Source organism: Microbacterium meiriae, from assembly GCF_040686935.1.
GTDB classification, from domain to species: domain Bacteria; phylum Actinomycetota; class Actinomycetes; order Actinomycetales; family Microbacteriaceae; genus Microbacterium; species Microbacterium meiriae.
Genome location: NZ_JBFBMF010000001.1, coordinates 352,254 through 375,391 on the forward strand (window position 1 = coordinate 352,254; position 23,138 = coordinate 375,391).

A 23,138-nucleotide genomic window follows, 5' to 3' on the forward strand; every position below is an offset into this window, starting at 1 on the left:
CCCGGCACCCGCGTGGGTCAGCCCAGCGGCGCCCGCACGGGGTAGTCCTGGCCTTCGAGGATGACCTGGGTCGCCGCTCCCGTCGCCCGGTTCACGACGACCGGCGCCAGCAGGTTGACGCTGACCCCGTCGGCGCCCGGGTGGGCCACCACGAGCACGAAGGCGTCGTCCGCCGAGGCGAGAGCGAGGTCGGCCACCTGGGCGTCCGTGAGGATCGGCGCATACTCCGCCAGGACCGTGTTCGGGTCGACGAGGTAGAGCCGCAGGGCGTCGTCCTCGACCGCCCGCATCGCGAAGAGCCCGTCCGCACCGTCGACGGGTGCGAGGGCGAAGTCCACGTGCGGAGCCAGCCCGGGCGGTGGGGCCGTGAAGGTGAGCACGGCGGTCATCGCAGGAAGTCCATCAGCGTCGGCTGCAGCACGCGCGCGTTGACGGCGAGCGCCGAGCGGTAGACGAGCTCCTGCGCCTGCAGGCGGATGAGCACCTCGACCGAGTCGACATCCTCGACCGCGGCGCGGCGGGACTCGAGGGACACGGAATTCTGCACTGCCGCCTCCTTGGCGCGTTCGATCTGAGCCTGTCTGGTGCCGACCGCGCCCTGCACGCCCAGCATCGCCGTGCGGCGGTCGTCGATCTCCCCGAGTCGGGGCCCCACGTTGGTGCCGGAGCGGAGATCGGCGACGATGCGGTCGACGAGGGCGAACACCGAGTCGTCTCCGGTGCCGAACACCGCCGCACCGTCCGTGTCGACGCGGACGGCCGCCGCATCGGACACGCGGCGGGTGACCTCGGAGCCGGCGACACCGCTGTAGGAGTAGTCGGACCCGAAGGCCGCGGTGTCCGACGTGCCGGCGAAGACGGACCGGCCGAGCAGCCGGGTGTTCGCCTGCGCGAGCAGCTCGTCGCGGATGCCCTCCAGTTCCACCGCGAGGGCCTCCTTCGCCGTGGCGTCCAGCGCCCCGTCGTTGGCGCCTTGCGCGGTGAGGTCCCGCACCCGCGAGAGCAGGGACGTGCTGGAGGTGATCGCCGTATCGGCGGCAGTCACCCAGGCCAGACCGTCGTCGATGTTGCGCGCGTACTGCTCGGTGCGCCGCTGCTCGGCGTGCAGGGCGAGGGCGGCCGCCGCCGCTGCCGGGTCGTCCGAGGGGGCGGCGAACGCCTTCTGCGACGTGGCCTGCTCCTGCAGACGGGCGAGTTCGGAGAGGTTGGACTGCAGCTGGCGCATCGCCGTCTGCGTCATCGTGGTCTGGGTCACGCGAGAGATCATGGAGCTTCTCCGATCAGCGTCCGACGACGCCCGTGCGGTTGATGAGGACGTCGAGGGCCTCGTCGACGGCGGTGAGCACGCGGGCCGCCGCCTGGTAGGCGGTCTGGTAGGTGAGCAGGCTGATCGTCTCCTCGTCGCCGTCCACGGCCGCGACGGACTGCTGCGCACCGACGGCGCCGACCGCCGCCGCATCCGACACCTTCGCGCGCTGCACGTCGGCCGCGGTGGCGACGCCGAAGCGGGTCACCTGATCGGTCCACAGCGCGTCCGGAGAGGTCGCGCGCCGCCCGATCTGGGAGATGAGGTCGGCGTTGGTCGCGTCCTTGGCTCCGGCCCCGGGGGCGGCGAGGGCGAGGTCGGCCGCCGTGGTGACGGCCACCTGCATCCCGAGCGCGGCGGAGCCGGTGGCCGGGAGGGTGAAGAAGTCGCCGCCCGGCTGTCCGGACGCCGTGACTCCGGCGCGGTGCTGGGCATTGAGCGACTCCGCGAGCGCCGTGGCGACGCGGTCGTAGGTCGCGGCGAGCTGCGCCAGCATCCCGCCGTCGGCGGCCGGGGCGAGCACCGCGAGGGAGCCGCCCAGCTCTCCCCCGTCGACGACGAGGGGAAGATCCGGCACCGACTCCCAGGCGACCCCGACGCGCGGAGCGCCGTCGATCGTCGCCGAGCCGGTCAGCGCGATGTGACGGGCGTCGCCGCCGGAGACCAGGGCGTTGCCGCCGAGGCGGACCGTGAGCGTGCCGTCCGTCTCCACGGTGGCCGTCGCGCCGGCGAGCCGGGCCACGTCCTCCGCGAGCAGGTTGCGGCGGTCGGTGAGCTCGTTGGCCGATCGCCCCGAGGCCAGCGCCTCCCGGATCTCGCTGTTCAGCACCGCGATCTGGTCGGCGGCGGCGTTGACCTGGCTGACGGTGCGCTCGGCGGTCCCGCGGGCGGCCGTCCACTGCGCGGCGACCGTGCGGTAGCCGCCGGAGATATGGGCGGCGAGCTCCTTCGCCGACTCCAGGATGCTCGCGGCCGCCGCACCCGAATCCGGGGTGTTGGCGAGGTCCTGCCAGCCCGCCCAGAAGCTGGTCAGCCGGTTGGCGAGGCCCTTGTCGGTCGGCTCCGCGAGGGCCGACTCGGCAGTCGTCGCTGCCAGCGCGCGGGTGGCCCAGTAGCCGGAAGCGCCGAGGGTGTCGCGGACCCGGGCGTCGAGCAGCGCGTCGCCGAGGCGGGACACCCCGTCGATCGAGACGCCGTGTCCGGGGAGGGCACCCATGCTGAAGCGGCCCGTCTGCGCGACGGCGGCGATCGAGGAGGTCTCGACGCGCTGCCGCGTGTATCCCTCGGTCTTCTGGTTGGCGATGTTCTGCCCGACCACGTCCATACCCCGCCGTGCGGCGGCGAGGCCGCTGGCGGCGGTGGTCAGTCCACTGAAGGTCGACATGAATCCCTCTCGGTCACATCTCGGTGTCGATGATGCGGGCGGCGTCCTCGCGGGCGCGGTCGCCGCGGGTGGTGTATTCGCCGCTCTCCTGGCCGAGAGCGGCGATGGTCTCCTGCGTGGCGCGGAGCACTCCGCTGAGCTGCTCCGCGGCGGCATCGCGCATCTGCTCGACCTCCGCTGTCAGCTTCACCAGCGCACGCATGTGGTCGGTGAAGACATCGCCCCAGGCTCCGTCCGGAGCGTGCTCGATGAGCTGACCGATCGTCGCGTCCTGAGGAGCCCCCCACTCCTCGGCGACACCGGCGACCTCGACGGCCCTGGCCAGGCTCGCCGCGCGGAGGCGGTCGAGCACCTGATCGATCTCCCTGGCCGCGAACTGGATCCAGTGCGACCGGCCGGCGGCGAGCAGCAGCTGCTGCTCGTCGAGCTTGAAAAGCAGCATCTCGAGCAGCTCGCGCTCGCGCCAGAGCTGCATCGATAGTTCGTTGGCTCCCATGATCCCCTTTGTCCCCAGCGATCCCCCGCCCCACGCGGGTGCGATCGGCCCGCCTGTTAACGGTTCATAAATCTCTATCGGCCGCCGCGCCCCTAAGGTTACTATGTGCATTGGCGGCGGTTAGTGCTCCCCATGGACATATCTCGGACCTTGTGATATGGCCATCTATCCCTCGCCATGAGCTTCCGGAGTGCATCCAGAGAGGTGGATCATCCCCCATGTCGTCGCGCGCTGAGCGCAACCGCCTCGTCGAGGCCAACCTCCCCCTGGTCGGCTACCTCGCTGCAGACACCCATGCTCGGGCTACCCATATCCCCCGCGAAGAGCTCGCCGCCGTCGGCGCGCTCGCCCTCGTGACCGCCGCCGACGCGTACGACCCCGCGCTCGGCGTCCCCTTCGGCGCCTACGCCCGTCGACGCATCCTCGGCGCGTTCGCCGACGAGATGCGCGCCATGGACTGGGCGTCCCGCGGCATCCGCAAGCGCATCAAGGAGACGGTCGCCGTCCGCGAGACCCTCACCGCCGCGTTCGGCCGCACGGCGACCGCCACCGAGATCGCCACCGCGATGGGCTCCCCCAAGGAGGTGGTCGTCGAGGCCCTCGCGGACGCCGCACGCACCGTCGCCCCACTGGACGACCCCGCCACGCGCGATCTCGTCGCCGACATCCCACTGCCGGAGGAGTCGGCGATGGTCGGCGAACGGCGTGAGGTGCTCGAACACGCCATCGGCGCCCTCCCCGAGCGCATGCGGCGCATCATCGTGGCCGTCTACATCGAGGAGCGGCCCGTGAAGGAGATCGCCGAGGAGCTGGGCGTGACCCACTCGGCCGTCTCGCAGCAGCGGTCGGAGGCCGTGCGCCTGCTCCGCGACGCCCTCGACCGGTACTTCGCCGAGGGCGGCACCGAGACCACGACCACCACCCGCGTCTCGCCTGCCGCACGCGACGCCTATTTCGGCCGCATCGCCGAGGCCGCCGGCGTCCGGATCGGCGACGTCTTCCGCGCCGCCGCCCCCGCCTAACGCGTCCGCATCCTCCGCCGATAGGTCAGGGCAGGAGACCACGGATGGTCTCCTGTACAACACATCACGGAGGAAACCCTCATGGGTATGCAGATCAACACCAACGTGGGCGCGCTCAACGCCTACCGCAACCTGTCCAACACGCAGAACGACCTGTCGAAGTCGCTCGAGAAGCTCTCGAGCGGTCTGCGCATCAACCGCGCAGCGGATGACGCCGCCGGCCTCGCGATCTCCGAGGGCCTGCGTTCGCAGGTCAACGGCCTGAACGTCGCGGCTCGCAACGCCCAGGACGGCATCTCGGTCATCCAGACCGCAGAAGGCGCCCTGACCGAGGTGCACTCCATCCTGCAGCGCGTGCGCGACCTGACCAACCAGGGCGCGAACGACTCGAACAACGCGAAGTCGCGCGAGGCCATCCAGACCGAGATCTCCGCCCTGGGCGACGAGCTCACCCGGATCGCGTCGAGCACGAACTTCAACGGCATCAAGCTGCTCTCGGGCGGCGCGACGCTGACGTTCCAGGTGGGTGCGGGCGCGGTCGCCGCCGAGGACCAGATCTCGGTGGGCCTGACCAACTTCGCCACGCTCGGCGCGGACATCAAGACGCTCGCGGCCGGCATGACGGACGCGGCGACGTACGGCGCGGCTCTGGCGGGCATCGACACGCAGATCCAGGCGGTCTCGACCGCACGTGCCGGCTACGGTGCGCTGCAGAACCGCTTCGAGTCGACCATCAACAGCCTCAACGTGTCGGCCGAGAACCTCGCCGCCGCCGAGAGCCGCATCCGCGACACCGACATGGCGTCCGAGATGGTCAAGTTCACGTCCGCGAACATCCTGTCGCAGGCGGGAACGGCCATGCTGGCCCAGGCCAACCAGGCCAACCAGGGCGTGCTCCAGCTGCTGCGCTGACCCGCGCCGCCGCACGGAATCACTCCGGGGGGTCCGGGTGACGGCTTCGGCCGTCGCCCGGGCCCCGCCGCACACAGAAGGGAAGCCGCATGTCGCTCTCGCTCGACGGCCTCGTGTCGGGGCTGAAGACCACCGAGGTCATCAAGGCGCTGATGGACGTGCACGCCATCCCCCGCACGCTGCTCAAGGCCAAGATCGACGACAAGAACGTCGTCATGACACAGCTGCGCACCCTGAACACCGCCGTGCAGAACCTCGCCGCCGCCGCCGAGAAGGCCGCAGCGCCTGGCGGTCTCGACCGCTTCACCGGCACCTCGTCGTCGGAATCGGTGAAGGTCGCCCTGCGCACCGGCGCCGCGCCCGTGTCGACCGACATCGTCGTCGACCGCGTCGCCCAGGCGCACACCGTCGTCTCCGCCGCCGCTTCCCGCTGGCCCGCGGACCCGCCCGTGCTGACCCTCGAGGACGCCACGGGGAAGCGCGTGCAGGTGCAGGCCGACTCCACCTCGATGCAGGACATCGCCCAGGCCATCAACGACGCCGACACCGGCGTCCTCGCCACCGCCGTCCCCGCCGGCAAGGATGCCGACGGCACCCCCGTCTACCGCCTGCAGCTCCGGGCCGAGGAGTCCGGCGAGGCGGGACGCTTCCGCGTCTACGCGGGGGACCTCGCCGCCGTCACCGCCGGCACCGCCACGGACGTGTCCACGGAGCCCGGGGCCGCCGTCATCGCCACGGGCACGGACGCGCAGCTGCGCCTCTGGGCCGGCACCGCGGCCGAACAGGTCATCACCTCGTCCGGCAACACCTTCACCGATCTCTTCGAGGGCGTCGACGTCACGGTCTCCACCGTCTCGACGTCCCCCGTCACCGTGACCGTCGCCGTCGACAGCGAGGCCAGGGCCAAGGCCTCCGGCGAGTTCATCGCCCTCCTCACCGACATCTTCACCCGCATCGACAACGGCTCGAAGGCCACCGTCGCCGCGGGACAGGGCGAGAAGACGACGCTCGGCGTCTTCACCGGCGACAGCACCATCCGCGGCCTGCGGATCGCCCTCGCCGACGCCATCCAGCACCCGGTGGACGGGGTCTCCCCCTCCACGGTCGGCATCTCGACCGACATGTACGGCAAGCTCACCTTCGACGAGGAGAAGTTCTCCGAGGCGCTGGCGAAGGACGCCGCAGCCGTCGGCGCTCTCTTCTCCGCGGTCGCGGCGCGTGTGGAGCAGACGGCGACGTCCTACTCGGACAAGTACGACGGGCTGCTCACCTCGCGGATCACGGGCCAGGAGAGCGAGGTCAAGAGCCTCGGCGAGCAGATGGAGCGCTGGGACGTGCGCCTCGCGCAGCGCAAGGCCTCGCTGGAGCGCACCTACGCCCGCCTCGAGGTGATGCTGTCGCAGATGCAGTCGCAGTCCTCCTACCTCGCCTCGCAGATCAACTCGCTGCCGAGCAGCCGTTCCGGGTCGGACTCGTGAGCATGAACGCCGCCCTGCGCGCCCAGCAGCGGTACCGCGAGGACGCCATCCTGTCCGCCCCGCCGGAGCGCCTGGTCACGATGCTCTACGACCGGCTCCTGCTCGACATCGAGCGCGCGGAGACGGCGCAGCGGGCGGCCGACTGGGCCGAGGCCAACACCCAGCTCCAGCACGCGCAGGCGATCGTGGCCGAGCTGTCGTCCTCCCTCACCGACGGATGGAGCGGCAGCGCCGGACTGCGCTCGCTGTACGTGTTCCTGTCGCAGACGCTGATCGGCGCCAACATCGGCCGCGACCCGGAGCGCACCCATGCCTGCCGCGAGCTCGTCGTGCCGCTGCGCGACGCCTGGCACACCGCCGCCCTGGCCGTCGCGGAGGGCCGCGCATGACGGACGAGGACTGGGCCGCGCTGCTCGACCGGCTCGAGGCGGACGCCGATCGGATCCTCGCCGCGCCTGCCGGAGCCGTCGAGGTGCATGACATCATCCCCTGGGCGCCGCCGTCCTCGCCGCTCCCGCCGCACCTCGCCGACCGCGCCCGCGCCGTGATCGACCGGCAGCACACCGCCATGGAACGCGCCCGGTCAGAGCTCGACGGGCTGCGACAGCACCTCGGCGCCGTCCGGCGGGTTCCGGCACCCCGCCCGCCGGATGCTCCCGCCTACCTCGATGTGGACGGGTGAGCGACCCTCCTAACGAAACCGCACGGACGGCCGACAGTCTCCCGAGAGCACGGATGGCTCGCAAGACTCGGCCAGGGAACGGCCACTTCGCCCACACACGGGGAGCCGGTTCGTGTTCGACTCTGTGACCATCACCGCACTGACGAGTGCGCTGAACGGCCTCTCGCTGCGCCAGCGAGCCATCGCCGACAACATCGCCAACATCAACACCCCCGACTACCACGCCAAGCGTGTGCAGTTCGAGGCGGCACTCGCCGACTCGATCGCCGCCGGCGACGGGGACGTGTCCGCCACGGTCGGGACCTCGCTCGAGCCGACGCGCTTGAACGGCAACAACGTGAACCTCGACACCGAGACCCTCTCCAGCATCGACACTATGTTGCGCTACCAGTTCGCCACGCAGGCCGTGAACGGGTCGTTCTCCTCGATGCGCACCGCGATGAGGACGTCATGACCTTCGACGCCATCGGGATCGCCGGCACGGGACTGACCGTGCACCGGAAGTGGCTCGACGCCATCAGCGACAACATCGCCAACATCAACACGGCGACACCCACCGACGGCGCGGCGTTCCGGGCACGCTACATCCTCGCCCAGACCAGAGACCAGTCCCCCGGCGTCTACGTCGCCGGGACCGTCCAGGGCGATGCGGAGGGCCGGCTCGTGCACCAGCCCGACCACCCGCTCGCCGACGCCGACGGCTACGTGCGCTACCCCGACATCGACCTGGGAGACCAGATGAGCCAGCTGATCCTCGCGCAGCGCGGATACCAGGCGAGCGCGGCGATCGTGGACCGCGCCCGCAACTCGTACGAGGCGGCGCTGCAGATCGGACGGAACGCGTGAGCGCCGTGGCCGGCATCGAGGCCGTCGCCTCGTCCCTCGGCATGACCACCTCGCCCGTCACGGGCGCGAAGACGGGCGACGACACCGCCTTCGCGAACAGCGTCACCGGAGCGATCGACGAACTGCGCTCGCTGCAGTCCGAGTCCGACACCCTCAAGGTCGCGGCCGTGACCGGGGACCTCGACGACATCCATGCGGCGATGATCGCGTCCTCGCGCGCCGCCGTCACCCTCGAACTCGTCGCCGCCGTCCGCAACAAGGGCGTCGACGCGTTCAACGAGATCATGCGGATGCAGGCCTGATGCCCCCGGCAGTGACCGGGGCGTTCCAGCGGATGCGGCGGGTGGTCGCCGGATTCTCGCTCGCGCAGCGGACCATCGCCATCATCGGCATCGCGGTGCTCGCGCTCGGCATCATCGCGCTGTCCAGCTGGCTCAGCCGCCCCACCTACACCCCGCTGTTCTCGGGATTGAACGCCTCGGACGCGAACGCCGTGGTGGAGCAGCTGCGCTCCGCCTCCGTGCCCTACGAGCTCGCCGACGGCGGCGCCACGGTGCTCGTCCCCGAGAAGGACGTTTACGACCAGCGGCTCGCCGCCGCCTCCGCCGGGCTGCCGAGCGCCGGATCAGCCGGATACTCGCTGCTGGACGACATGGGTGTCACCACGAGCGAGTTCCAGCAGTCGGTCACCTACAAGCGCGCGATCGAGGGCGAGCTCGCCGCGACGATCTCCGCCATCGACGGCGTCTCCGCGGCCTCGGTGCAGCTCGCCATCCCGGAGGAGAGCGTCTTCGTGTCGGAGACCGTCGATGCGACCGCCTCCGTTTTCGTGGAGACCGCCGGACGCACGACGCTCGACCAGAAGCAGGTCGAGGCCATCGTGCACCTCACCTCGGCGGCCGTCAGCGGCATGAAGCCGGAGAATGTCGCCGTGGTCGATCAGACCGGGCGCACGCTCTCGACCGTGGGCGGCGGGGCCACCGGCGGACTCGATCAGCAGGCGAGCGACTACGAGGCCCGCGTGGCCGCGAGCGTGCAGCAGATGCTCGACACCGTGGTCGGCCCGGGGAATGCGACCGTGACCGTCGTCGCCGAGATCGACCGCTCGGTGAACGAACGCGTCGAGGAGACCTATACCCCGGCCGAGGGCGCTCCCCCGCTCACCGAGGAGGTCCGTGAGCAGAACAGCAACGGATCGACCTCCGAGGCCGGGGTCCTGGGTCCGGACAACATCGCCGTGCCGAACGGGAACGGCGACGGCACCTACACGAACACCGAGGAGACGCGCACCAACGCCGTCAACAAGGCCACGGAGAGCACCTCCACTCCCGCCGGCACCCTGCTGCGGCAGTCCGTGTCGGTCGCCGTGGACGCCGGGGCCGGGGGCGACCTCAGCTCCGCCCAGCTCAGTGACCTCGTGGCCACCGCCGCCGGCATCGACCGCACCCGCGGCGACGAGCTCGCCGTCGAACTCGTCGCCTTCAGCCAGACCGATGCCGAGGCCGCGCAGGCCGCGCTGCAGGCGGCGAAGGAGGCCGAAGAGGGTGCCCGTCAGGCCGCCCTCCTGAACACCGTCATCATCGCGGCCGCCATCGCCATCCCGCTCATCGCCGCGATCGCCGCCCTCATCGTCCGCTCCCGGCGGAAGGCGCGCGGCGTGGAGGAGTTCGACCAGCTCTTCGGCGATCGTCCTGTCGAGCTGTCCGCGCTCTCGGCGGACGCGCCGACGGCCGTGCTGGAGGCGCCGACCACGCCGCTCGCCTTCCTCGAGCCGGTACCCGACCTCGACCCGGATCCCGAGCCCGAGCCCACGCAGATCAGCCTCGAGCGCCGCCGCGCCGAGATCGCCGCGCTCACCCGTCAGGATCCGCAGCGCACCGCGGAGCTGCTGCGCACCCTCATCGACGACAGGTCGCGGGTATGAGCGGACTGACGGATCGGCAGACGGCCGCGATCGTCCTGATGAACCTCGACCGCGCACAGGCCGTCGAGGTCATGAAGCACCTCTCCGAGGCGGAGGCCGAGGCCGTGGCCGCCGAGATCATCGGGCTGCAGGATCTCGACGCGGAGACCACGGTCCAGGCGCTGGGGCAGTTCCATCGCATCGCCGCGGGGCACCTCCCGCCGGCACGCGGCGGACGCGACATCGCCGCGGGCCTGCTGGAGGCCTCGTTCGGCTCCGAGCGGGCGGCAGCCGTGCTCGGCCGGGTCGGCTCGACGTCGATGAGCGCATCGTTCGACTTCCTCGCCTCCGCCGACGCCGCCCACCTCGCCACGCTCCTCGACGGAGAGCTGCCGCAGACCGTCGCCCTGGTGCTCGCCCATCTCCCCGCCGAACAGGCCGCCGCCGTCCTCGCCGCGCTGCCCGATCCGGCGCGGACCGACGTCGCCCAGGCCATCGCCACCATGGGCACCGCCTCGCAGGAGGCCATCGTCATCGTCGCCGACGCCCTCAAGGCCCGGACCGGCAGCCTCGCCTCGCGGGACAGTCCCGAGGTGCTCGGCGGCGTCGAGCCGCTCGTGGAGATCATCGGGCGGTCGGGAGCGACGATCGAGAAGGCGCTGCTGGCCAGCATCGAGGACCGCGACAGCGCCCTCGCCGAGGACATCCGCTCGCGCATGTTCACGTTCGCGGACATCGTCAAGCTCGACGACCGGGACACCCAGCGCGTGCTGCGGGGCATGGACATCCGCTCCCTGGCTCTCGCCCTCAAGGGGGCGCAGCAGCCGATCGTCGACCTCATCCGCCGCAACGTGTCCGAGCGCAACCGCGAGAACCTCGACGAGGAGGCCCGGACGCTGGGCCCGGTGCGCGTCTCCCAGGTCGAGGAGGCGCGGGCCGAGATCGTCCGGACGATCCGTGCCCTGGAGGCCGCGGGAGACATCACCGTGCAGCGGGCGGACGAGGACGAATATGTCTACTGACGCCTTCGCCCCCGCTGCCTTCCCCCGGCTCGGCGGCTCCGACCACCGCGCGGATCAGGAGCGCGCCCGCCGCCGCGGGTACGCGGAGGGACACGCCGCGGGCTTCCGGGCGGGCGCGGCCGACGCCGACGCCGCCCGTCGCGTCGCCGAGGCCGAGCTGGCCGAACGGGAGCGCGCCCGCGCCGCGGACGTCGCCGCCGCCGTCGCCGCCCTGCACGCCGCCGCGCGGTCCCTCGCCGCCCGAGAGGCGGAACTGGAGTCCGCTGCGACGAGCCAGGTGCACTCGCATGCGATCGACCTCGCGGAACTGATCATCGCCGCGGAGCTGAGCGACGCAGGAGCGTCGGCCGCCGCCGCGGCCCGCCGCGCCCTGAGCGCGACCGATGCGGCCGCCGTACGTCGTCTCCGTCTGCACCCGGACGACCTCCGCGTCCTCTCCGCGGAGGCCGGCGACGACATCTCCGGACTCACGCTGGTGCCCGACGAGACCCTCACCCGCGGCGACGCCGTGGCCGTGCTGGAGCACGGTGTCATCGACGCCAGGGTGGGGACCGCCCTCGACCGGGCGCGCCGCGCGGTCGCGGAGGCCGCGCCGTGAGCGCCTGGACGGCGGTGCTCGAGGCGGCGCGTCCGGAACGGATCGGCGAGGTCTCGCAGGTCCGCGGCCTCAGCGTGCAGGTCCGCGGACTCGACGGCGCCGTGGGGGACGTGGTGACGCTCGACGGCATCGACGCCGAGGTCGTCGCGACCGGGGAGGACGGGCTGCGCTGCATGCCGCTCGCCTCGGTCGCCGGGCTCACCGTCGGCGCCCCCGTGCGCGGCCGCGGCGGCCCGGTGAGGGTTCCCACCGGATCGGCGCTGCTCGGCCGGGTCCTGGACGGGCTCGGACGCCCCATCGACGGGAAGGGTCCGCTCGCGGCGCCGCACGTGAGCCTGGATCACGACACCCCCTCGATCATGGAGCGCGACCGCATCGACACCGCGCTCCCCCTCGGCGTGCGCGCCCTCGACGCCCTCGTCAGCGTCGGCCGCGGACAGCGCGTCGGCCTGTTCGCGGGGTCAGGGGTCGGGAAGTCGTCGCTGCTGTCGATGATCGCCCGCGGCACCGCGGCCGAGGTCACCGTGATCGCCCTCGTCGGCGAGCGCGGTCGCGAGGTGCGGGAGTTCATCGAGGACGATCTGGGGCCGGAGGGACTCGCCCGCTCCGTCGTCATCGTCTCGACCTCGGACCAGCCGGCCATGGCCCGCATCCGTGCCGCGTTCACCGCCACTCGGATCGCGGAAGCCTTTCGTGACGAGGGCGCCCACGCGATCCTCATGATGGACTCGCTGACCCGGGTCGCGATGGCCCAGCGCGAGATCGGGCTCTCCGCGGGTGAGCCGCCGGCCACCCGCGGCTACCCGCCGTCCACCTTCTCCCTCCTCGCCGGGTTGCTGGAGCGCGCCGGCACCGACCGCGCCGGGTCCATCACCGGCATCTACACCGTGCTCGTCGACGGCGACGACCACAACGAGCCCATCGCCGACACGGTCCGCTCCATCCTCGACGGCCACGTCGTGCTGGATCGCGCGCTCGCCCTCGCCGGCCACCACCCCGCGATCGACGTCCTCGGGTCCGTGTCCCGCGTGGCCGGCAAGATCACGAGTCCGGAGCGCCGTGCACAGGCGGCCACCCTCCGCGCCGTGCTCGCGGCCCGACGCCGGGCGAACGACCTCATCGACATCGGCGCCTACCACGCCGGTGCCGATGCCCGCATCGACGCGGCGATCGCCCACGAGCGCGCCATCTCGGCCTTTCTGACCCAGCCGCTCGACGAGACGAGCGCGATCGAGGAGTCCTGGACGCGACTGGACGGCCTCGTCTCCGCCTTCGAGGGGGTGTCATGAGCAGAGGGTTCTCTCTCGCCGGTCTCCTGCGCGTGCGGGAGATCCAGGAGCGCGCCGCCGCGCAGCGCCTCTCGCGCGCGGTCATCGACGCGCAGCACACCGAGGCCAGGGACCGGGCCCTGCGCGCACACCTGGCCGGCACCGACACGGAGGCCGTCGACGTGCGCACCCTCGCTGCGCTCGCCGCGGCCCGGGTCTCCGGGCGGGCGCTGCTCGCCGACCTCACCGCGCTGGCCGACCTCCAGCAGGAGACGGTCGCGGAGGCGCGGTCCGCGCACGCGGACGCCCGTCGCACGCTCCGCGGCCTCGAACGACTCGCGGACAACCACGCGGTAGCCGTGCGGACGGCCGACCTGCACGCCGAGCAGGCGGAGCTCGACGAGATCGCCGCGCGCTCGCGGACGGAGGAGACGGCATGACCGCGCTCGACCTCCTCACCGCCCTGGATGCCCGCCCCGTGCGTCCCTCCGCCCCAGCCGCACGCACCGGCTCACCCGGTGCGACCGCGTTCGCCGAGGCTGTGCGCGATGCGGTGCGGGAGACGGCATCCCCCGGTCCCGGTGCGACCGACGACCCCGGCAGCGCCGCGGAGACCACGACCGAGGCCGAGCCTGCGGCCACCGTTCCGGTCGAGGTCGCCGCGACCGTCTCACCGCTGCTCACCGCCCCGCCGACGCCCGCGGGTGCCGGCGCGCCACTCGTGCCAGCCCTCTCCGCCGAATCGGACGCACCTCCGGCGACGACGGAGACACCCACGGCGGTCTCGCCTCCGCCCCTCCCGTCCGCCGCCGGGCAGGACGCCCTCATCGCGCCCGGCGAGGGCACGGCGGGCGCCGCGGCGACGCCCGCCTCCGGGGAGACCGCGGGTACCCCCTCCTCCGCCTCGCCGGCCGACGCCAGGGACGCCGTGGTGGCCCCGCTCCTCCCGACGTCGGCGCCGCCCTCCGCACCGTCTCCGGACCCGGCGACCGTCCGACCGGGCCTGCGGCCCCCCGCCCCGGGTCGAGAGACCGGAGGAGTCGGGCCCCCCGGCGACGCCGCCGCGGCGAACGGGACGGCCACAGGAGCGGACGCCTCCCTGGCCCGAGTCTCCGCAGCCGCGCCGGCTCGCACGTCGATCGTGCCCTCACCCTCCGCTGCAGAGGCGACGACCGCCGACGACACGGTCCCGGTGCCGGCAGCACCCTCGATCCCCGCATCGGTCTCCGCGCCGGCCGCGGTCCCGCCGAGCGTCGATCCCGTGGCCGCGGGGTCCGCTGCCGCCCCGAGCCCGGTCGCCGCCACCGCTCTCGCCCCCGCGGTACCGCCGACCACGGTCGCCGCGCCGGCCCGCCCGGCTCTCCTCCCGCAGGTGGCGGCCCCCATGGTGTCCCTCGCCCAGGCCCCGGACGGGGACCACCGGATCACGCTGACCGTCTCGCCGGAGAACCTCGGCCCCGTGACCGTGCGCGCCCTCATCGCCGGGTCCACGATCCGCATCGAGCTGCACGCCCCCGGCGAGCTCGGGCGGGACGCGCTGCGCGCCATCCTCGGCGACCTCCGCCGTGATCTCGCGATCGCCGCTCCGCAGGCGACCCTCAGCCTCACCACGTCGGACGGCTCGCCCTCCTCGCCGCAACACGGAGGGATGGGCGGTCAGACCGGGAACGGCGGCGCCGATGCCCAACGGCACCAGGCGGCCGCGCGCGCCTCCGCCGTCCCGCCGACGCCGGCAGAAGTTCCACCCCCGCCCCCTCCCGCACCGCCCGTCGCTCCGCTCGGCGGCATCGACGTCTACGCCTGACCAGAGAGGACCCCATGACCACGGTCGACTCCATCACCGGCACCCTCCCCCCGGGTGCCACGCCGACGTCCGGTGTGCAGACCGGCAGCACGACCCCGGCGACGGAGCGCAAGAAGACGCTCGACTCCGAGGTGTTCCTCAAGCTGCTCGTGACTCAGCTCACCAACCAGGACCCGAGCTCCCCGATGAACACGAACGAGATGATCTCGCAGACCACGCAGCTCGCCTCCATGGAGCAGCTGACGGCGCTGGCCTCGACGAGCACCGAGAGCTTCGCGCTCAGCATGCGGCAGACCGCCGCCGCCCTCCTCGGGCAGGAGGCGCAGTACGTCGACGCCGACGGTGTCACCCAGAAGGGCATCGTCACCGCGGTCTCCTATGCGGGAGCCATCCCCACCGTGACCATCGGCGAGAAGTCGATCCCCCTCGACGCCGTCTCCGGCGTCTCCCTCGTCCCCGGCACCGCTGCCTGACCCCGCTCCCCAGAAAGGCATCACCATGCTCCGTTCCCTCTTCTCCGGAATCTCCGGACTCCGCTCGCACCAGACCATGCTCGACGTCACGGGCAACAACATCGCCAACGTCAACACGACCGGCTTCAAGGCCTCGTCCGTGCAGTTCCAGGACTCCCTCTCGCAGCTGCTGCGCAACTCGATGCTGCCGCAGCAGGCGACGGGCGGACAGAACCCGGCCCAGGTCGGGCTCGGTGTGCAGGTCGCCGGCATCAGCACCAACTTCGCCGGCGGTGCCCCGCAGCCGACCGGCGTTCCCACCGACCTGATGATCTCGGGCGACGGGTTCTTCGTCGTCCGCTCCGGTGGCGAGACGCTGTACACCCGCAACGGCGGCTTCACCTTCGACGCGAGCGGCCGTCTGGTCGGCGCCGGCGGCGCGCTCGTCCAGGGGTGGACGGCGCGCAACGGCGCGATCGTCCCCGGCCAGGGCATCGGCGACATCACCCTCCCGGTCGGCGCCCTCAGCCCGGCCGCGGCCACCACCACCGCACGGGCCACGGGCAACCTGCCCTCCGGCGCCCCGGTCGGCGAGACGCTCGTGCGCGACATCAAGACGTACGGCGCCGACGGCTCCGCCTCCACCCTGCGACTGACCTTCACGCGCAGCGCGACCGGGTGGGACGTCACGGACGGCGCGGGCGCGAGCACCGCGCTGACCTTCACCGACGGCGTGCAGAACGGCGCCGGCAGCATCGTGTCCGGCGGCGTCACCGTCGACCTGTCCGGGGTGACCGGTTTCGCCGACGTCAGCGACATCGCCATCAAGGAGCAGAACGGCAAGCCGGCCGGCACGCTGAGCTCCTACGCCCTGACGAACGACGGCAGCCTCGTCGGCACGTTCAGCAACGGCGACACCCAGGTGCTGGCCCGCATCGCGCTCGCCGGCTTCGTCAACCCCGGGGGTCTGGAGAAGGTCGGCTCGTCGCAGTTCCGTCCGAGCGGCAACTCGGGTCAGGCCGAGCTCGGACAGCCCGGCACCGGCGGCCTCGGCGGCATCATCAGCGGTGCTCTGGAGATGTCGAACGTCGACCTCTCCCAGGAGTTCACGAACCTCATCGTCGCGCAGCGCGGTTTCCAGGCGAACGCCCGCATCATCACCACCAGCGACGAGGTGCTCCAGGAGCTCACCAACCTCAAGCGCTGACCCCTCCCGAGACCCCGCTTTCGCGCCGAGGCCCCGCCGTGTTCACGTGGATACGGCGGGGCCTCGGCGACAACACGGGGTTTCGGGCGCGTCAGACGTAGATGCCGCGCTGCTCCATGAAGCGCACCGGGTTCGTGTACCCGCCGTTGATGTAGACCTCGAAGTGGAGGTGGCATCCGAACGATCGCCCGGTGTCTCCGGCATAGGCGATGACCTGGCCGGAGCGCACCCACTGTCCGCTGCGCACGTTGATGCCGCCCGGCTTGATGTGGGCGTATCCCGTGCTGATGCCGCCGCCGTGCTGGATGCGGATGTAGTTGCCGTAGTTCCCGTTCGGTCCGGCATAGTCGACCGTGCCGGAGTTCGCGGCGTAGATCGCGGCGCCGCAGCCGTTGGCGAGGTCCGCACCGTAGTGGAAACTCGACGAGCAGCCCTGAGGACCGCAGATGGGGGTGCGCGGGCCGTAGCTCGAGCTGCGCGCGCCGCCGTGCGGGCGGACCCAGCCGCCGTTGCCCGCGGAGCCGCCGCCACCACCACCGCCACCGCCGCCACCGCCACCGCCGCTGGTCCCCCGAGCGGCAGCCGCCGCCGCCGCGGCCGCCGCAGCGGCCTCGCGCTTGCGGCGGGCTTCCTCTTCCCGCCGCCGCGCCTCGACGCCCGCCTGGTATCCCGCGACCGTCTTGGTCGTGGTGTCCTTGAGGGCGGCCAGCTGCGCCTTGAGGGTCTCGAGGTTCGCCGCCTGCTCGTCGAGTGCGGCCTGCGCGGCGTCCGCGGCCTGCTGCGCCGCGACCATCTTCTGCTCGGCGACCTGCTGCAGGCGGTCGCGCTCGTCCCGGGCGACGTCGGCCTGCGCCGTCAGCGCCTGGGCGGTGTCGCGCGCCGAGACGGCGTTGTCGTAGGTGGTCTGGTTGTACTCGAGGAACTTGTTCATCGTGCCGAGGCGCGACAGGAGTTCGTCGGCGTTGGCGCCTGACCCTGCGAAGAACAGTTCCAGAGCGGTGTCGTCCCCGCCGCTGCGGTACAGCTGGGCGGCGACCTGACCGGCTTTCTTCGCCGTCTCCTCCGCGAGCGCCGACTGCTCGTCGGCCTGAGCCTGCAGGGTCTCCGCCTCCGTGATGGCCGCGAAGTACGCCTGCTGGGCCTCGTAGAACTCGTCCGACGCGACCTGCGCCGCCGCCTGGGTCTCGGCGACCTTGCGCTCGAGGGACTGGATCAGCCCCTGGATCCGGGTGACCTCACCGGCCTTGGCCGCCTCGTTGTTCTTCGCCCGCTGGACGTCGTCCCAGCTCGGGTAGGACGCCGCGTGCGCGGCGGTGACGCCGGACCCGACGCCGAAGGCGGCGAGCGCGACCACGCCCAGCGCCCCGATCCCGAAGGCGCTGCGGCGGCTGACCGGCTGGCGCCACAGCGCGCCCCGCTCGGCCGCCGTCGGCGCGCAGCCGCATTCCTCGGCCGCCGTCGCCGCGGCCTTCTCCACGTTCCGATCCCGCACAAGGCTCCCTTCGCCCGCTGCTCATCGTCCCCCGCCCCTGATCCCTATCGGCGACGACGCGCCCGTCGTGAGGAAGATCCCCGTCCGCTCGGGCACCGGCGCTAACGACGCGCAGCGCCCGGCCGACAGTCCCCTCCGACAGCCCAGGACGGGCCGTCGGTTCCCCGCTTCCGGGCGGGGCGAGCTTTTCCAGGATGGAGCCCATGATCGTCCTCACGCGCCTGAACCGTTCCCGGTTCGCGGTGAACCCCGACCTGATCGAACGTGTCCAGGCCACGCCGGACACGACGATCACGATGGTCGACGGCGCGACCTTCGTCGTCACGGAGACGATGGACGACGTGATCGCCCGCATCACCCGGTTCCGCGCCGGTGTCCTCGCGACCGCCGCCGCGCTGGTCGCGGCCGGCACCGAGGACCCCCTGCCCGGCGCTGACGTGACGGGAGGGGACGCCTGATGGATCCGTCTCTCATCCTCGGGCTCGTCCTCGCGTTCGGCGCCCTGATCGCCATGATCAACCTGGAGGGCGCGACGGTCGGGTCGCTCCTGCTCCCGGCTCCCATGGTGCTCGTCTTCGGCGCCACGATCGCGGTCGGGCTCGCCAGCGGCACGCTGCGCGACGCCCTGCACGCCGTGAAGTCCCTCCCCCGCGCCTTCCGCGGCGAGCGGCGCACCGCGCAGAGCACGATCGACACCGTGGTCGGCTACGCGGAGAAGGCCCGCTCCGAGGGCCTGCTCGCGCTGGAGCAGGGTCTGGACGAGGAGAAGGACCCGTTCCTGCGGCAGGCCCTGCAGAGCATCGCCGACGGCACGGACGCGGAGGACCTGCGGGTGCTCCTCGAGGACGAGCTCACGTCCACCGCCGCGCGGAACCGCACCGCCTCGCGCTTCTACATGACCCTCGGCGGGTTCGCTCCCACGGTGGGCATCATCGGCACGGTGGTCAGCCTCACCCACGTGCTGGAGAAGCTCGACAAGCCGGACACGCTCGGCCCGATGATCGCCGCGGCCTTCGTCGCCACGCTGTGGGGCCTGCTGTCGGCGAACTTCATCTGGCTGCCGATCGGCGGCCGGCTGCAGCGCCTCGGCGAGCTGGAGCTCGAACGCATGACGGTGCTGATGGAGGGCATGCTCGCCGTGCAGGCCGGCGCCGCCCCCGCCCACGTCCGCGAACGTCTGAGCGCGCTCGTCTCCGACCGCTCCCCCGGCCGCTCCCGCCGCCGCGAGCAGCCCGCGGAGACGGAGGCGCACGAGGACCTCTTCTCATGAGCGTGCGCACCCGACGCCGTGTCCAGGAGTCCGAGCACAGCGGACCGGACGAGCGCTGGATGGCGTCCTACCTCGACATGGTGACGGTGCTCATGTGCATGTTCATCGTGCTGTTCGCGATGTCGACGGTCGATCAGGAGAAGTTCGAGGCCCTCAGCGCCTCGCTCGCGACGGGTTTCGGCCAGGAGCCCTCGGACGACGTCGACGTGACCAGCGGCGTGGTCGTGCCTCCGGAGCTCATCGACGACGAGGGCCAGGACTTCGCCGACACGGGCCTGGAGGCTGCGGAGCGCGAGTTCGACGAGCTGTCCGCCCTACGCGAGCGGCTGCGTCAGGTCCTCGCCGAGCGGGGACTGGAGACCGACGTCACCTTCACGATCGATGAGCGCGGGCTGACCATCGGACTGGTGAGCGCGGAGACCTTCTTCACCACCAACAGCACGGATCTCAGTCCGGCCGCGACGCAGGTGCTGGACGCCCTGGGTTCGGTCCTCGTCTCCGCGCCGAACGAGATCTCGGTGGAGGGGCACGCCGACGCCCGCGGCTCGGTCGCACCCTTCCCGACCAACTGGGAGCTCTCGGCCGGACGCTCCACCCAGGTGCTGCGCTATCTCGTGGAGGCAGCCGGCCTGCCCCCCGCACACCTCAAATCCGTGGGCTTCGGCGACACCCGTCCGGTGGCCGCCGGGAGCACCCCCGAGCAGCTCGCCGAGAACCGCCGCGTGGACATCGTCATCCTCTCCGACGCCAGCGAGGAGGTGCGAGCGCTGATCCCTGCCGCGGGTGCTGCGCAGACCTCCCCCTGACCTGCCCCTAACGCACGCCGATCACCGCCCGATAGTCGGGTTCGTGGTGATGGATGACGGCGTGCGCTCGCGAGTGCGCGCGGAAACGGCGACCGCCGACGTCGAGGTCTACGACTTCGGCCGGGCGGCGACGCTGTCGCGCGAGCACGCCCGCACCCTGGAGCTCGCCTTCGAGACGTTCGCCCGGCAATGGTCGGCCCAGCTCTCGGGCAAGATCCACGTGCGCGCGACCATCGCCGTCGAGCACGTGGGCATGCTCACGTACGGCGAGTACGCGCAGTCGCTGCCCACGACCACGACCATGATCGTGTGCGCGCTGCCGGATTCCGACGAGCGCCTGATCGTGCAGGTGCCGATACCGACCGCGACCTCCTGGATCGTGCAGATGGTCGGCGGCCGGGTCACCGCCACCGCCGAGGACCGCACGTTCACCCCGATCGAGCAGGCGCTGATCCGGTCGTTGATCGGCGACGCGATCGATCACCTCACCGGCAGCCTCGACGGGCTGCTGCCCACCGGGGTCGCCGTCGCCGGCATCCAGTACAGCTCCCAGTTCGCGCAGGTCGCCGCCGCCGGGGAGCCGGTGATCGTGGCGCGTCTGTCGATGCGCCACGGCGGCCGGACCGTCCCCGCCAGCATCATGCTCCCCGCCTCGGTGCTCGCCGGCTTCGCGGTGCGCGCCTCCGACGCCGACCGCTCCGAGACCCCCGGTCTCGTGCGCCGCCAGGTGGAATCGACTCCGGTCGAGATCGCGCTCCGGCTGGCACCGCGGACCGTGCTGCCCCGTGAGGTGCTCGACCTCGCCGTCGGGGATCTGCTGCCCCTGCCGCATGCCGCCGACCGTCCGATGCTCCTCACCGTCGGCGATCAGACCGTCGCGACGGCGGCCGTCGGCAGTGCCGGTGCCCGCCTCGCCTGCGTCGTGACCGCCACCATCCCCGAAACCGCCCCCGCTCAGGAGTCCGCGTGATCAGCACCACCGCCTACGAGTCCGCCGTCGCCGCCGCGTTCGCGGCGCGACTGCCCACCGCCGCACCGGTCACCGCCCGCGCCTCCCAGGCGTCCGGGGATACCGGGGAGGCCGTCGTGGCGCAGTTCGTCGGAGAGGCGAGCGCGCAGCTCGCCGTGCAGCTCCTCGACGCCGACGTGCTGGTCGACGGCCTCGGGGACCGTCCGCTCACGGACCGGCTCCTGGATGCGCTCGAGGCCGCCGCGACCGCCCTCGGCCCTGGGCTGCTGGGGGAGGCGGCGGTCGGCGACGCCTCGGCCGTCTTCGCCGACCCGCAGACCCAGCTCTTCGACCTCGTCGACCACACCGAGCGGACCATCGGCCGACTCGCGGTGCGGATCACGCATCGCCCGGCGCGTCCGACGGGAGCCGACGGCCGCCTGCACCGCATCGCGGGCGTCGAGATGGAGCTCACGGTGGAGATCGGCCGCACCCGCATGGCGGTCCGCGACGTGCTCGACCTCGAGCCGGGTCGCATCGTGGAGCTCGACCGCTCCGCGGGAGCCCCGGCGGACGTCAAGCTCAACGGACGCACGATCGCACACGGCGAGGTCGTCGTCGTGGATCAGGACTACGCGGTGCGGATCACCCGCATCCTCGAGAACGTCGAGGCCTGACCCTGGACGACCTCCTGCTCGCGCTGCGGGTCGGGCTGTCGCTCGCCGCAGTGCTCGGGCTGCTCTGGTTCCTGCAGCGCCGGGTGTCGAAGACCCAGGCGCGGCGCCGTGACGCGGAGGCGATCACGGTGCTCGGACGCCAGGGCATCGGCCCGAAGGCGCAGCTCGTGGTCGTGCAGACCGACGACGCGCGCTACGTGCTCGGGGTCACCGAGCACGGCGTGAGCGTGGTCGACCGTCTTCCCGTCCGGCCCGAGCTCCGGGACACCTCGGAGACGGCGTCCGCGTCCGAGCGCGATCCGGTGAGCGACGACGCCGAGTTCGACCGCATCCTCGCCGCCGCCGCCCTCACCGGCACACCGGCAGCCGGCACCGTCGCACCGGAGCTCCGTCGCCGCGTACGGCACCGCAACGACCCGCTCCGCGGTTCCATCCTCTCCCCCGACACCTGGCGGCAGACCGCCGAGGCCCTCCGGCGCGCCCGATGAGCGCGAGCCGTGCCGTCGATCGCGCTCGCGCCTCGCGGCTCCTCGTCGTCGTCGCGGGCGCGATCCTCCTGGCCCTGGTCCTCGTCGTCGTCACCGGCGGCGCCGCGCACGCCGAGATCACCCCGGACGACGGGGAGGGCGTGACGATCGACATCAACGGGATCGACGGCGGACCGTCCGGATCGATCCTCACCCTCCTGGGGATCACGCTGCTGTCGGTGGCTCCCGCACTGCTTTTGATGATGACGTCGTTCACGAAGATCTTCGTGGTGCTCGCTATGACCAGGAACGCGCTGTCCCTCCCCACCATCCCGCCGAACCAGGTGCTGGCCGGGCTGTCGCTCTTCCTGTCGCTGTTCATCATGTGGCCGGTCCTGACCGAGATCAACACGCTGGCCGTCCAGCCGTACATCGACGGCGCGCTCACGTTCACGCAGGCCGTCGACGTCGGGCAGGGCCCGCTGCGGGAGTGGATGCTGCACTACACGCGCGAGGAGGACCTCGCGCTGATGACCCGCATGGCCGGGCAGGACAACCCGGAGGACGCGGCGAGCGTGCCGATGTACACGCTCATCCCCGCGTTCATGATCTCGGAGCTCCGGGCCGCGTTCATCATAGGCTTCGTGATCTTCGTGCCGTTCCTCGTGATCGACCTCGTGGTGGCCGCGGCGCTGATGTCGATGGGCATGATGATGCTCCCGCCGGTCATGATCTCGCTGCCGTTCAAGATCCTGCTGTTCATCCTCGTCGACGGCTGGGGGCTCATCATCAAAGCCCTCCTGGAGAGCTACGGAGGTGTGGGATGAGCCCCGAGGCCGTCCTCGACATCGGCGCCCAGGGGCTGCTGATCGCGGCCAAGCTCGCCGCACCGATGCTGATCACGGCGCTCGTGGTGGGCTTCGCGATCTCGCTGCTGCAGTCCATCACCCAGGTGCAGGAGGTGACGCTGTCGTTCGTGCCGAAGATCGTCGCCGTCGGCATCGCCCTGCTCATCGCCGGGAACTGGATGATCGCCGAGATCATCGCCTTCACGAACGAGATGTTCGCCCGCATCCCGTCTCTGCTGAGCGGATGAG

General features: G+C 72.1%; 29 protein-coding genes. 24 read left to right on the plus strand and 5 right to left on the minus strand.

The window, feature by feature from the left end:
• Positions 1-17: 17 nt before the first annotated feature.
• From AB0P08_RS01630 to flgN, 4 genes are read right to left on the minus strand one after another with little or no spacing between them, the layout of a single operon-like run.
• Positions 18-389: a flagellar assembly protein FliW gene (locus tag AB0P08_RS01630; RefSeq protein WP_187663415.1), complete on the minus strand. Its 372-nt coding sequence runs from the start codon at positions 387-389 to the stop codon at positions 18-20.
• Positions 386-1,267 carry a flagellar hook-associated protein FlgL gene (flgL, locus tag AB0P08_RS01635; protein ID WP_268777196.1) on the minus strand — a complete coding sequence of 294 codons (882 nt, stop codon included), beginning with the start codon at positions 1,265-1,267 and terminating at the stop codon, positions 386-388. Before flgL ends, AB0P08_RS01630 begins: the two co-directional genes overlap by 4 nt.
• A 13-nt stretch (positions 1,268-1,280) precedes the next feature.
• A complete protein-coding gene (flgK, locus tag AB0P08_RS01640; RefSeq protein ID WP_363587731.1) occupies positions 1,281-2,690 on the minus strand; it encodes a flagellar hook-associated protein FlgK in 1,410 nt (469 codons plus the stop codon).
• 13 nt (positions 2,691-2,703) lie between these two features.
• Complete coding sequence (gene flgN / locus AB0P08_RS01645) at positions 2,704-3,186, minus strand: flagellar export chaperone FlgN (RefSeq protein ID WP_025104341.1); 483 nt, start codon at positions 3,184-3,186, stop codon at positions 2,704-2,706.
• A 218-nt stretch (positions 3,187-3,404) separates the two neighbouring features.
• Between flgN and AB0P08_RS01650 the strand changes: the two genes are divergently transcribed.
• The 16 genes from AB0P08_RS01650 (at position 3,405) to AB0P08_RS01725 (ending at position 16,380) form a co-directional block, all read left to right on the plus strand.
• Entirely contained in the window at positions 3,405-4,208 is an 804-nt protein-coding gene (locus AB0P08_RS01650) for a sigma-70 family RNA polymerase sigma factor (RefSeq protein WP_268777198.1), read from the plus strand.
• Between the two features lie 81 nt (positions 4,209-4,289).
• The gene (locus AB0P08_RS01655; RefSeq protein WP_197971868.1) at positions 4,290-5,120 is read left to right on the plus strand and encodes a flagellin N-terminal helical domain-containing protein; all 831 of its coding nucleotides are present in this window, start codon (positions 4,290-4,292) and stop codon (positions 5,118-5,120) included.
• 89 nt (positions 5,121-5,209) lie between these two features.
• Positions 5,210-6,598: a flagellar filament capping protein FliD gene (gene fliD, locus AB0P08_RS01660; protein ID WP_363587733.1), complete on the plus strand. Its 1,389-nt coding sequence runs from the start codon at positions 5,210-5,212 to the stop codon at positions 6,596-6,598.
• A gap of 2 nt (positions 6,599-6,600) precedes the next feature.
• Positions 6,601-6,987, plus strand: a complete 387-nt coding sequence (fliS, locus tag AB0P08_RS01665) for a flagellar export chaperone FliS (RefSeq protein ID WP_187664103.1) — start codon at positions 6,601-6,603, stop codon at positions 6,985-6,987.
• Positions 6,984-7,280 (plus strand): hypothetical protein, encoded by a 297-nt coding sequence (locus tag AB0P08_RS01670; RefSeq protein WP_363587735.1) that lies wholly within the window; start codon positions 6,984-6,986, stop codon positions 7,278-7,280. The genes fliS and AB0P08_RS01670 overlap by 4 nt, the downstream gene beginning before the upstream one ends.
• Positions 7,281-7,392: 112 nt before the next feature.
• The gene (gene flgB, locus AB0P08_RS01675) at positions 7,393-7,734 is read left to right on the plus strand and encodes a flagellar basal body rod protein FlgB (protein WP_025104347.1); all 342 of its coding nucleotides are present in this window, start codon (positions 7,393-7,395) and stop codon (positions 7,732-7,734) included.
• The gene (locus AB0P08_RS01680; protein WP_363587737.1) at positions 7,731-8,126 is read left to right on the plus strand and encodes a flagellar basal body rod protein FlgC; all 396 of its coding nucleotides are present in this window, start codon (positions 7,731-7,733) and stop codon (positions 8,124-8,126) included. The genes flgB and AB0P08_RS01680 overlap by 4 nt, the downstream gene beginning before the upstream one ends.
• 41 nt (positions 8,127-8,167) lie before the next feature.
• Entirely contained in the window at positions 8,168-8,428 is a 261-nt protein-coding gene (gene fliE, locus AB0P08_RS01685) for a flagellar hook-basal body complex protein FliE (protein WP_051582258.1), read from the plus strand.
• Complete coding sequence (gene fliF, locus AB0P08_RS01690) at positions 8,428-10,050, plus strand: flagellar basal-body MS-ring/collar protein FliF (protein ID WP_259955193.1); 1,623 nt, start codon at positions 8,428-8,430, stop codon at positions 10,048-10,050. Before fliE ends, fliF begins: the two co-directional genes overlap by 1 nt.
• Positions 10,047-11,051 (plus strand): flagellar motor switch protein FliG, encoded by a 1,005-nt coding sequence (gene fliG / locus AB0P08_RS01695; RefSeq protein WP_187663408.1) that lies wholly within the window; start codon positions 10,047-10,049, stop codon positions 11,049-11,051. Before fliF ends, fliG begins: the two co-directional genes overlap by 4 nt.
• Positions 11,041-11,649 (plus strand): FliH/SctL family protein, encoded by a 609-nt coding sequence (locus AB0P08_RS01700; protein ID WP_363587739.1) that lies wholly within the window; start codon positions 11,041-11,043, stop codon positions 11,647-11,649. Before fliG ends, AB0P08_RS01700 begins: the two co-directional genes overlap by 11 nt.
• Positions 11,646-12,938 (plus strand): FliI/YscN family ATPase, encoded by a 1,293-nt coding sequence (locus AB0P08_RS01705; RefSeq protein ID WP_363587741.1) that lies wholly within the window; start codon positions 11,646-11,648, stop codon positions 12,936-12,938. Before AB0P08_RS01700 ends, AB0P08_RS01705 begins: the two co-directional genes overlap by 4 nt.
• Entirely contained in the window at positions 12,935-13,357 is a 423-nt protein-coding gene (locus AB0P08_RS01710; protein ID WP_363587742.1) for a hypothetical protein, read from the plus strand. Before AB0P08_RS01705 ends, AB0P08_RS01710 begins: the two co-directional genes overlap by 4 nt.
• Positions 13,354-14,721, plus strand: a complete 1,368-nt coding sequence (locus AB0P08_RS01715; RefSeq protein WP_363587744.1) for a flagellar hook-length control protein FliK — start codon at positions 13,354-13,356, stop codon at positions 14,719-14,721. The genes AB0P08_RS01710 and AB0P08_RS01715 overlap by 4 nt, the downstream gene beginning before the upstream one ends.
• Before the next feature lie 14 nt (positions 14,722-14,735).
• On the plus strand, positions 14,736-15,194 hold the full coding sequence (locus AB0P08_RS01720; RefSeq protein ID WP_136050650.1) for a flagellar hook assembly protein FlgD: 459 nt from the start codon (positions 14,736-14,738) through the stop codon (positions 15,192-15,194).
• A 25-nt stretch (positions 15,195-15,219) separates the two neighbouring features.
• Positions 15,220-16,380 (plus strand): flagellar hook protein FlgE, encoded by a 1,161-nt coding sequence (locus AB0P08_RS01725; protein ID WP_363587746.1) that lies wholly within the window; start codon positions 15,220-15,222, stop codon positions 16,378-16,380.
• Between the two features lie 91 nt (positions 16,381-16,471).
• Here AB0P08_RS01725 and AB0P08_RS01730 read toward each other — a convergent pair whose 3' ends face one another.
• On the minus strand, positions 16,472-17,857 hold the full coding sequence (locus AB0P08_RS01730; RefSeq protein WP_232089188.1) for a M23 family metallopeptidase: 1,386 nt from the start codon (positions 17,855-17,857) through the stop codon (positions 16,472-16,474).
• 218 nt (positions 17,858-18,075) lie between these two features.
• Between AB0P08_RS01730 and AB0P08_RS01735 the strand changes: the two genes are divergently transcribed.
• Genes AB0P08_RS01735 through fliQ form a run of 8 tightly spaced genes read left to right on the plus strand, consistent with a single transcriptional unit; the run spans position 18,076 to position 23,137 of the window.
• The gene (locus AB0P08_RS01735) at positions 18,076-18,330 is read left to right on the plus strand and encodes a flagellar FlbD family protein (protein WP_187663401.1); all 255 of its coding nucleotides are present in this window, start codon (positions 18,076-18,078) and stop codon (positions 18,328-18,330) included.
• Complete coding sequence (locus AB0P08_RS01740; protein WP_071327503.1) at positions 18,330-19,142, plus strand: motility protein A; 813 nt, start codon at positions 18,330-18,332, stop codon at positions 19,140-19,142. Before AB0P08_RS01735 ends, AB0P08_RS01740 begins: the two co-directional genes overlap by 1 nt.
• Positions 19,139-19,948 carry an OmpA/MotB family protein gene (locus tag AB0P08_RS01745; protein WP_187663400.1) on the plus strand — a complete coding sequence of 270 codons (810 nt, stop codon included), beginning with the start codon at positions 19,139-19,141 and terminating at the stop codon, positions 19,946-19,948. The genes AB0P08_RS01740 and AB0P08_RS01745 overlap by 4 nt, the downstream gene beginning before the upstream one ends.
• Before the next feature lie 49 nt (positions 19,949-19,997).
• Positions 19,998-20,918, plus strand: a complete 921-nt coding sequence (locus tag AB0P08_RS01750; protein ID WP_363588596.1) for a flagellar motor switch protein FliM — start codon at positions 19,998-20,000, stop codon at positions 20,916-20,918.
• Positions 20,915-21,574, plus strand: a complete 660-nt coding sequence (gene fliN / locus AB0P08_RS01755; RefSeq protein WP_187663398.1) for a flagellar motor switch protein FliN — start codon at positions 20,915-20,917, stop codon at positions 21,572-21,574. The genes AB0P08_RS01750 and fliN overlap by 4 nt, the downstream gene beginning before the upstream one ends.
• Before the next feature lie 50 nt (positions 21,575-21,624).
• Entirely contained in the window at positions 21,625-22,062 is a 438-nt protein-coding gene (locus AB0P08_RS01760; protein ID WP_363587748.1) for a FliO/MopB family protein, read from the plus strand.
• Positions 22,059-22,868 carry a flagellar type III secretion system pore protein FliP gene (fliP, locus tag AB0P08_RS01765; protein WP_268777205.1) on the plus strand — a complete coding sequence of 270 codons (810 nt, stop codon included), beginning with the start codon at positions 22,059-22,061 and terminating at the stop codon, positions 22,866-22,868. Before AB0P08_RS01760 ends, fliP begins: the two co-directional genes overlap by 4 nt.
• Complete coding sequence (fliQ, locus tag AB0P08_RS01770; RefSeq protein WP_025104366.1) at positions 22,865-23,137, plus strand: flagellar biosynthesis protein FliQ; 273 nt, start codon at positions 22,865-22,867, stop codon at positions 23,135-23,137. The genes fliP and fliQ overlap by 4 nt, the downstream gene beginning before the upstream one ends.
• Position 23,138: the final 1 nt, after the last annotated feature.

What these genes read in the sequence shown, in the direction of transcription:
- AB0P08_RS01630 (WP_187663415.1), bottom strand. Translation starts at nt 389, where the DNA reads ATGACCGCCGTGCTCACCTTCACGGCCCCACCGCCCGGGCTGGCTCCG.
- flgL (WP_268777196.1), bottom strand. Translation starts at nt 1,267, where the DNA reads ATGATCTCTCGCGTGACCCAGACCACGATGACGCAGACGGCGATGCGC.
- flgK (WP_363587731.1), bottom strand. Translation starts at nt 2,690, where the DNA reads ATGTCGACCTTCAGTGGACTGACCACCGCCGCCAGCGGCCTCGCCGCC.
- flgN (WP_025104341.1), bottom strand. Translation starts at nt 3,186, where the DNA reads ATGGGAGCCAACGAACTATCGATGCAGCTCTGGCGCGAGCGCGAGCTG.
- AB0P08_RS01650 (WP_268777198.1), top strand. Translation starts at nt 3,405, where the DNA reads ATGTCGTCGCGCGCTGAGCGCAACCGCCTCGTCGAGGCCAACCTCCCC.
- AB0P08_RS01655 (WP_197971868.1), top strand. Translation starts at nt 4,290, where the DNA reads ATGGGTATGCAGATCAACACCAACGTGGGCGCGCTCAACGCCTACCGC.
- fliD (WP_363587733.1), top strand. Translation starts at nt 5,210, where the DNA reads ATGTCGCTCTCGCTCGACGGCCTCGTGTCGGGGCTGAAGACCACCGAG.
- fliS (WP_187664103.1), top strand. Translation starts at nt 6,601, where the DNA reads ATGAACGCCGCCCTGCGCGCCCAGCAGCGGTACCGCGAGGACGCCATC.
- AB0P08_RS01670 (WP_363587735.1), top strand. Translation starts at nt 6,984, where the DNA reads ATGACGGACGAGGACTGGGCCGCGCTGCTCGACCGGCTCGAGGCGGAC.
- AB0P08_RS01680 (WP_363587737.1), top strand. Translation starts at nt 7,731, where the DNA reads ATGACCTTCGACGCCATCGGGATCGCCGGCACGGGACTGACCGTGCAC.
- fliE (WP_051582258.1), top strand. Translation starts at nt 8,168, where the DNA reads ATGACCACCTCGCCCGTCACGGGCGCGAAGACGGGCGACGACACCGCC.
- fliF (WP_259955193.1), top strand. Translation starts at nt 8,428, where the DNA reads ATGCCCCCGGCAGTGACCGGGGCGTTCCAGCGGATGCGGCGGGTGGTC.
- fliG (WP_187663408.1), top strand. Translation starts at nt 10,047, where the DNA reads ATGAGCGGACTGACGGATCGGCAGACGGCCGCGATCGTCCTGATGAAC.
- AB0P08_RS01700 (WP_363587739.1), top strand. Translation starts at nt 11,041, where the DNA reads ATGTCTACTGACGCCTTCGCCCCCGCTGCCTTCCCCCGGCTCGGCGGC.
- AB0P08_RS01710 (WP_363587742.1), top strand. Translation starts at nt 12,935, where the DNA reads ATGAGCAGAGGGTTCTCTCTCGCCGGTCTCCTGCGCGTGCGGGAGATC.
- AB0P08_RS01715 (WP_363587744.1), top strand. Translation starts at nt 13,354, where the DNA reads ATGACCGCGCTCGACCTCCTCACCGCCCTGGATGCCCGCCCCGTGCGT.
- AB0P08_RS01720 (WP_136050650.1), top strand. Translation starts at nt 14,736, where the DNA reads ATGACCACGGTCGACTCCATCACCGGCACCCTCCCCCCGGGTGCCACG.
- AB0P08_RS01725 (WP_363587746.1), top strand. Translation starts at nt 15,220, where the DNA reads ATGCTCCGTTCCCTCTTCTCCGGAATCTCCGGACTCCGCTCGCACCAG.
- AB0P08_RS01735 (WP_187663401.1), top strand. Translation starts at nt 18,076, where the DNA reads ATGATCGTCCTCACGCGCCTGAACCGTTCCCGGTTCGCGGTGAACCCC.
- AB0P08_RS01740 (WP_071327503.1), top strand. Translation starts at nt 18,330, where the DNA reads ATGGATCCGTCTCTCATCCTCGGGCTCGTCCTCGCGTTCGGCGCCCTG.
- AB0P08_RS01745 (WP_187663400.1), top strand. Translation starts at nt 19,139, where the DNA reads ATGAGCGTGCGCACCCGACGCCGTGTCCAGGAGTCCGAGCACAGCGGA.
- AB0P08_RS01750 (WP_363588596.1), top strand. Translation starts at nt 19,998, where the DNA reads ATGGATGACGGCGTGCGCTCGCGAGTGCGCGCGGAAACGGCGACCGCC.
- fliP (WP_268777205.1), top strand. Translation starts at nt 22,059, where the DNA reads ATGAGCGCGAGCCGTGCCGTCGATCGCGCTCGCGCCTCGCGGCTCCTC.
- fliQ (WP_025104366.1), top strand. Translation starts at nt 22,865, where the DNA reads ATGAGCCCCGAGGCCGTCCTCGACATCGGCGCCCAGGGGCTGCTGATC.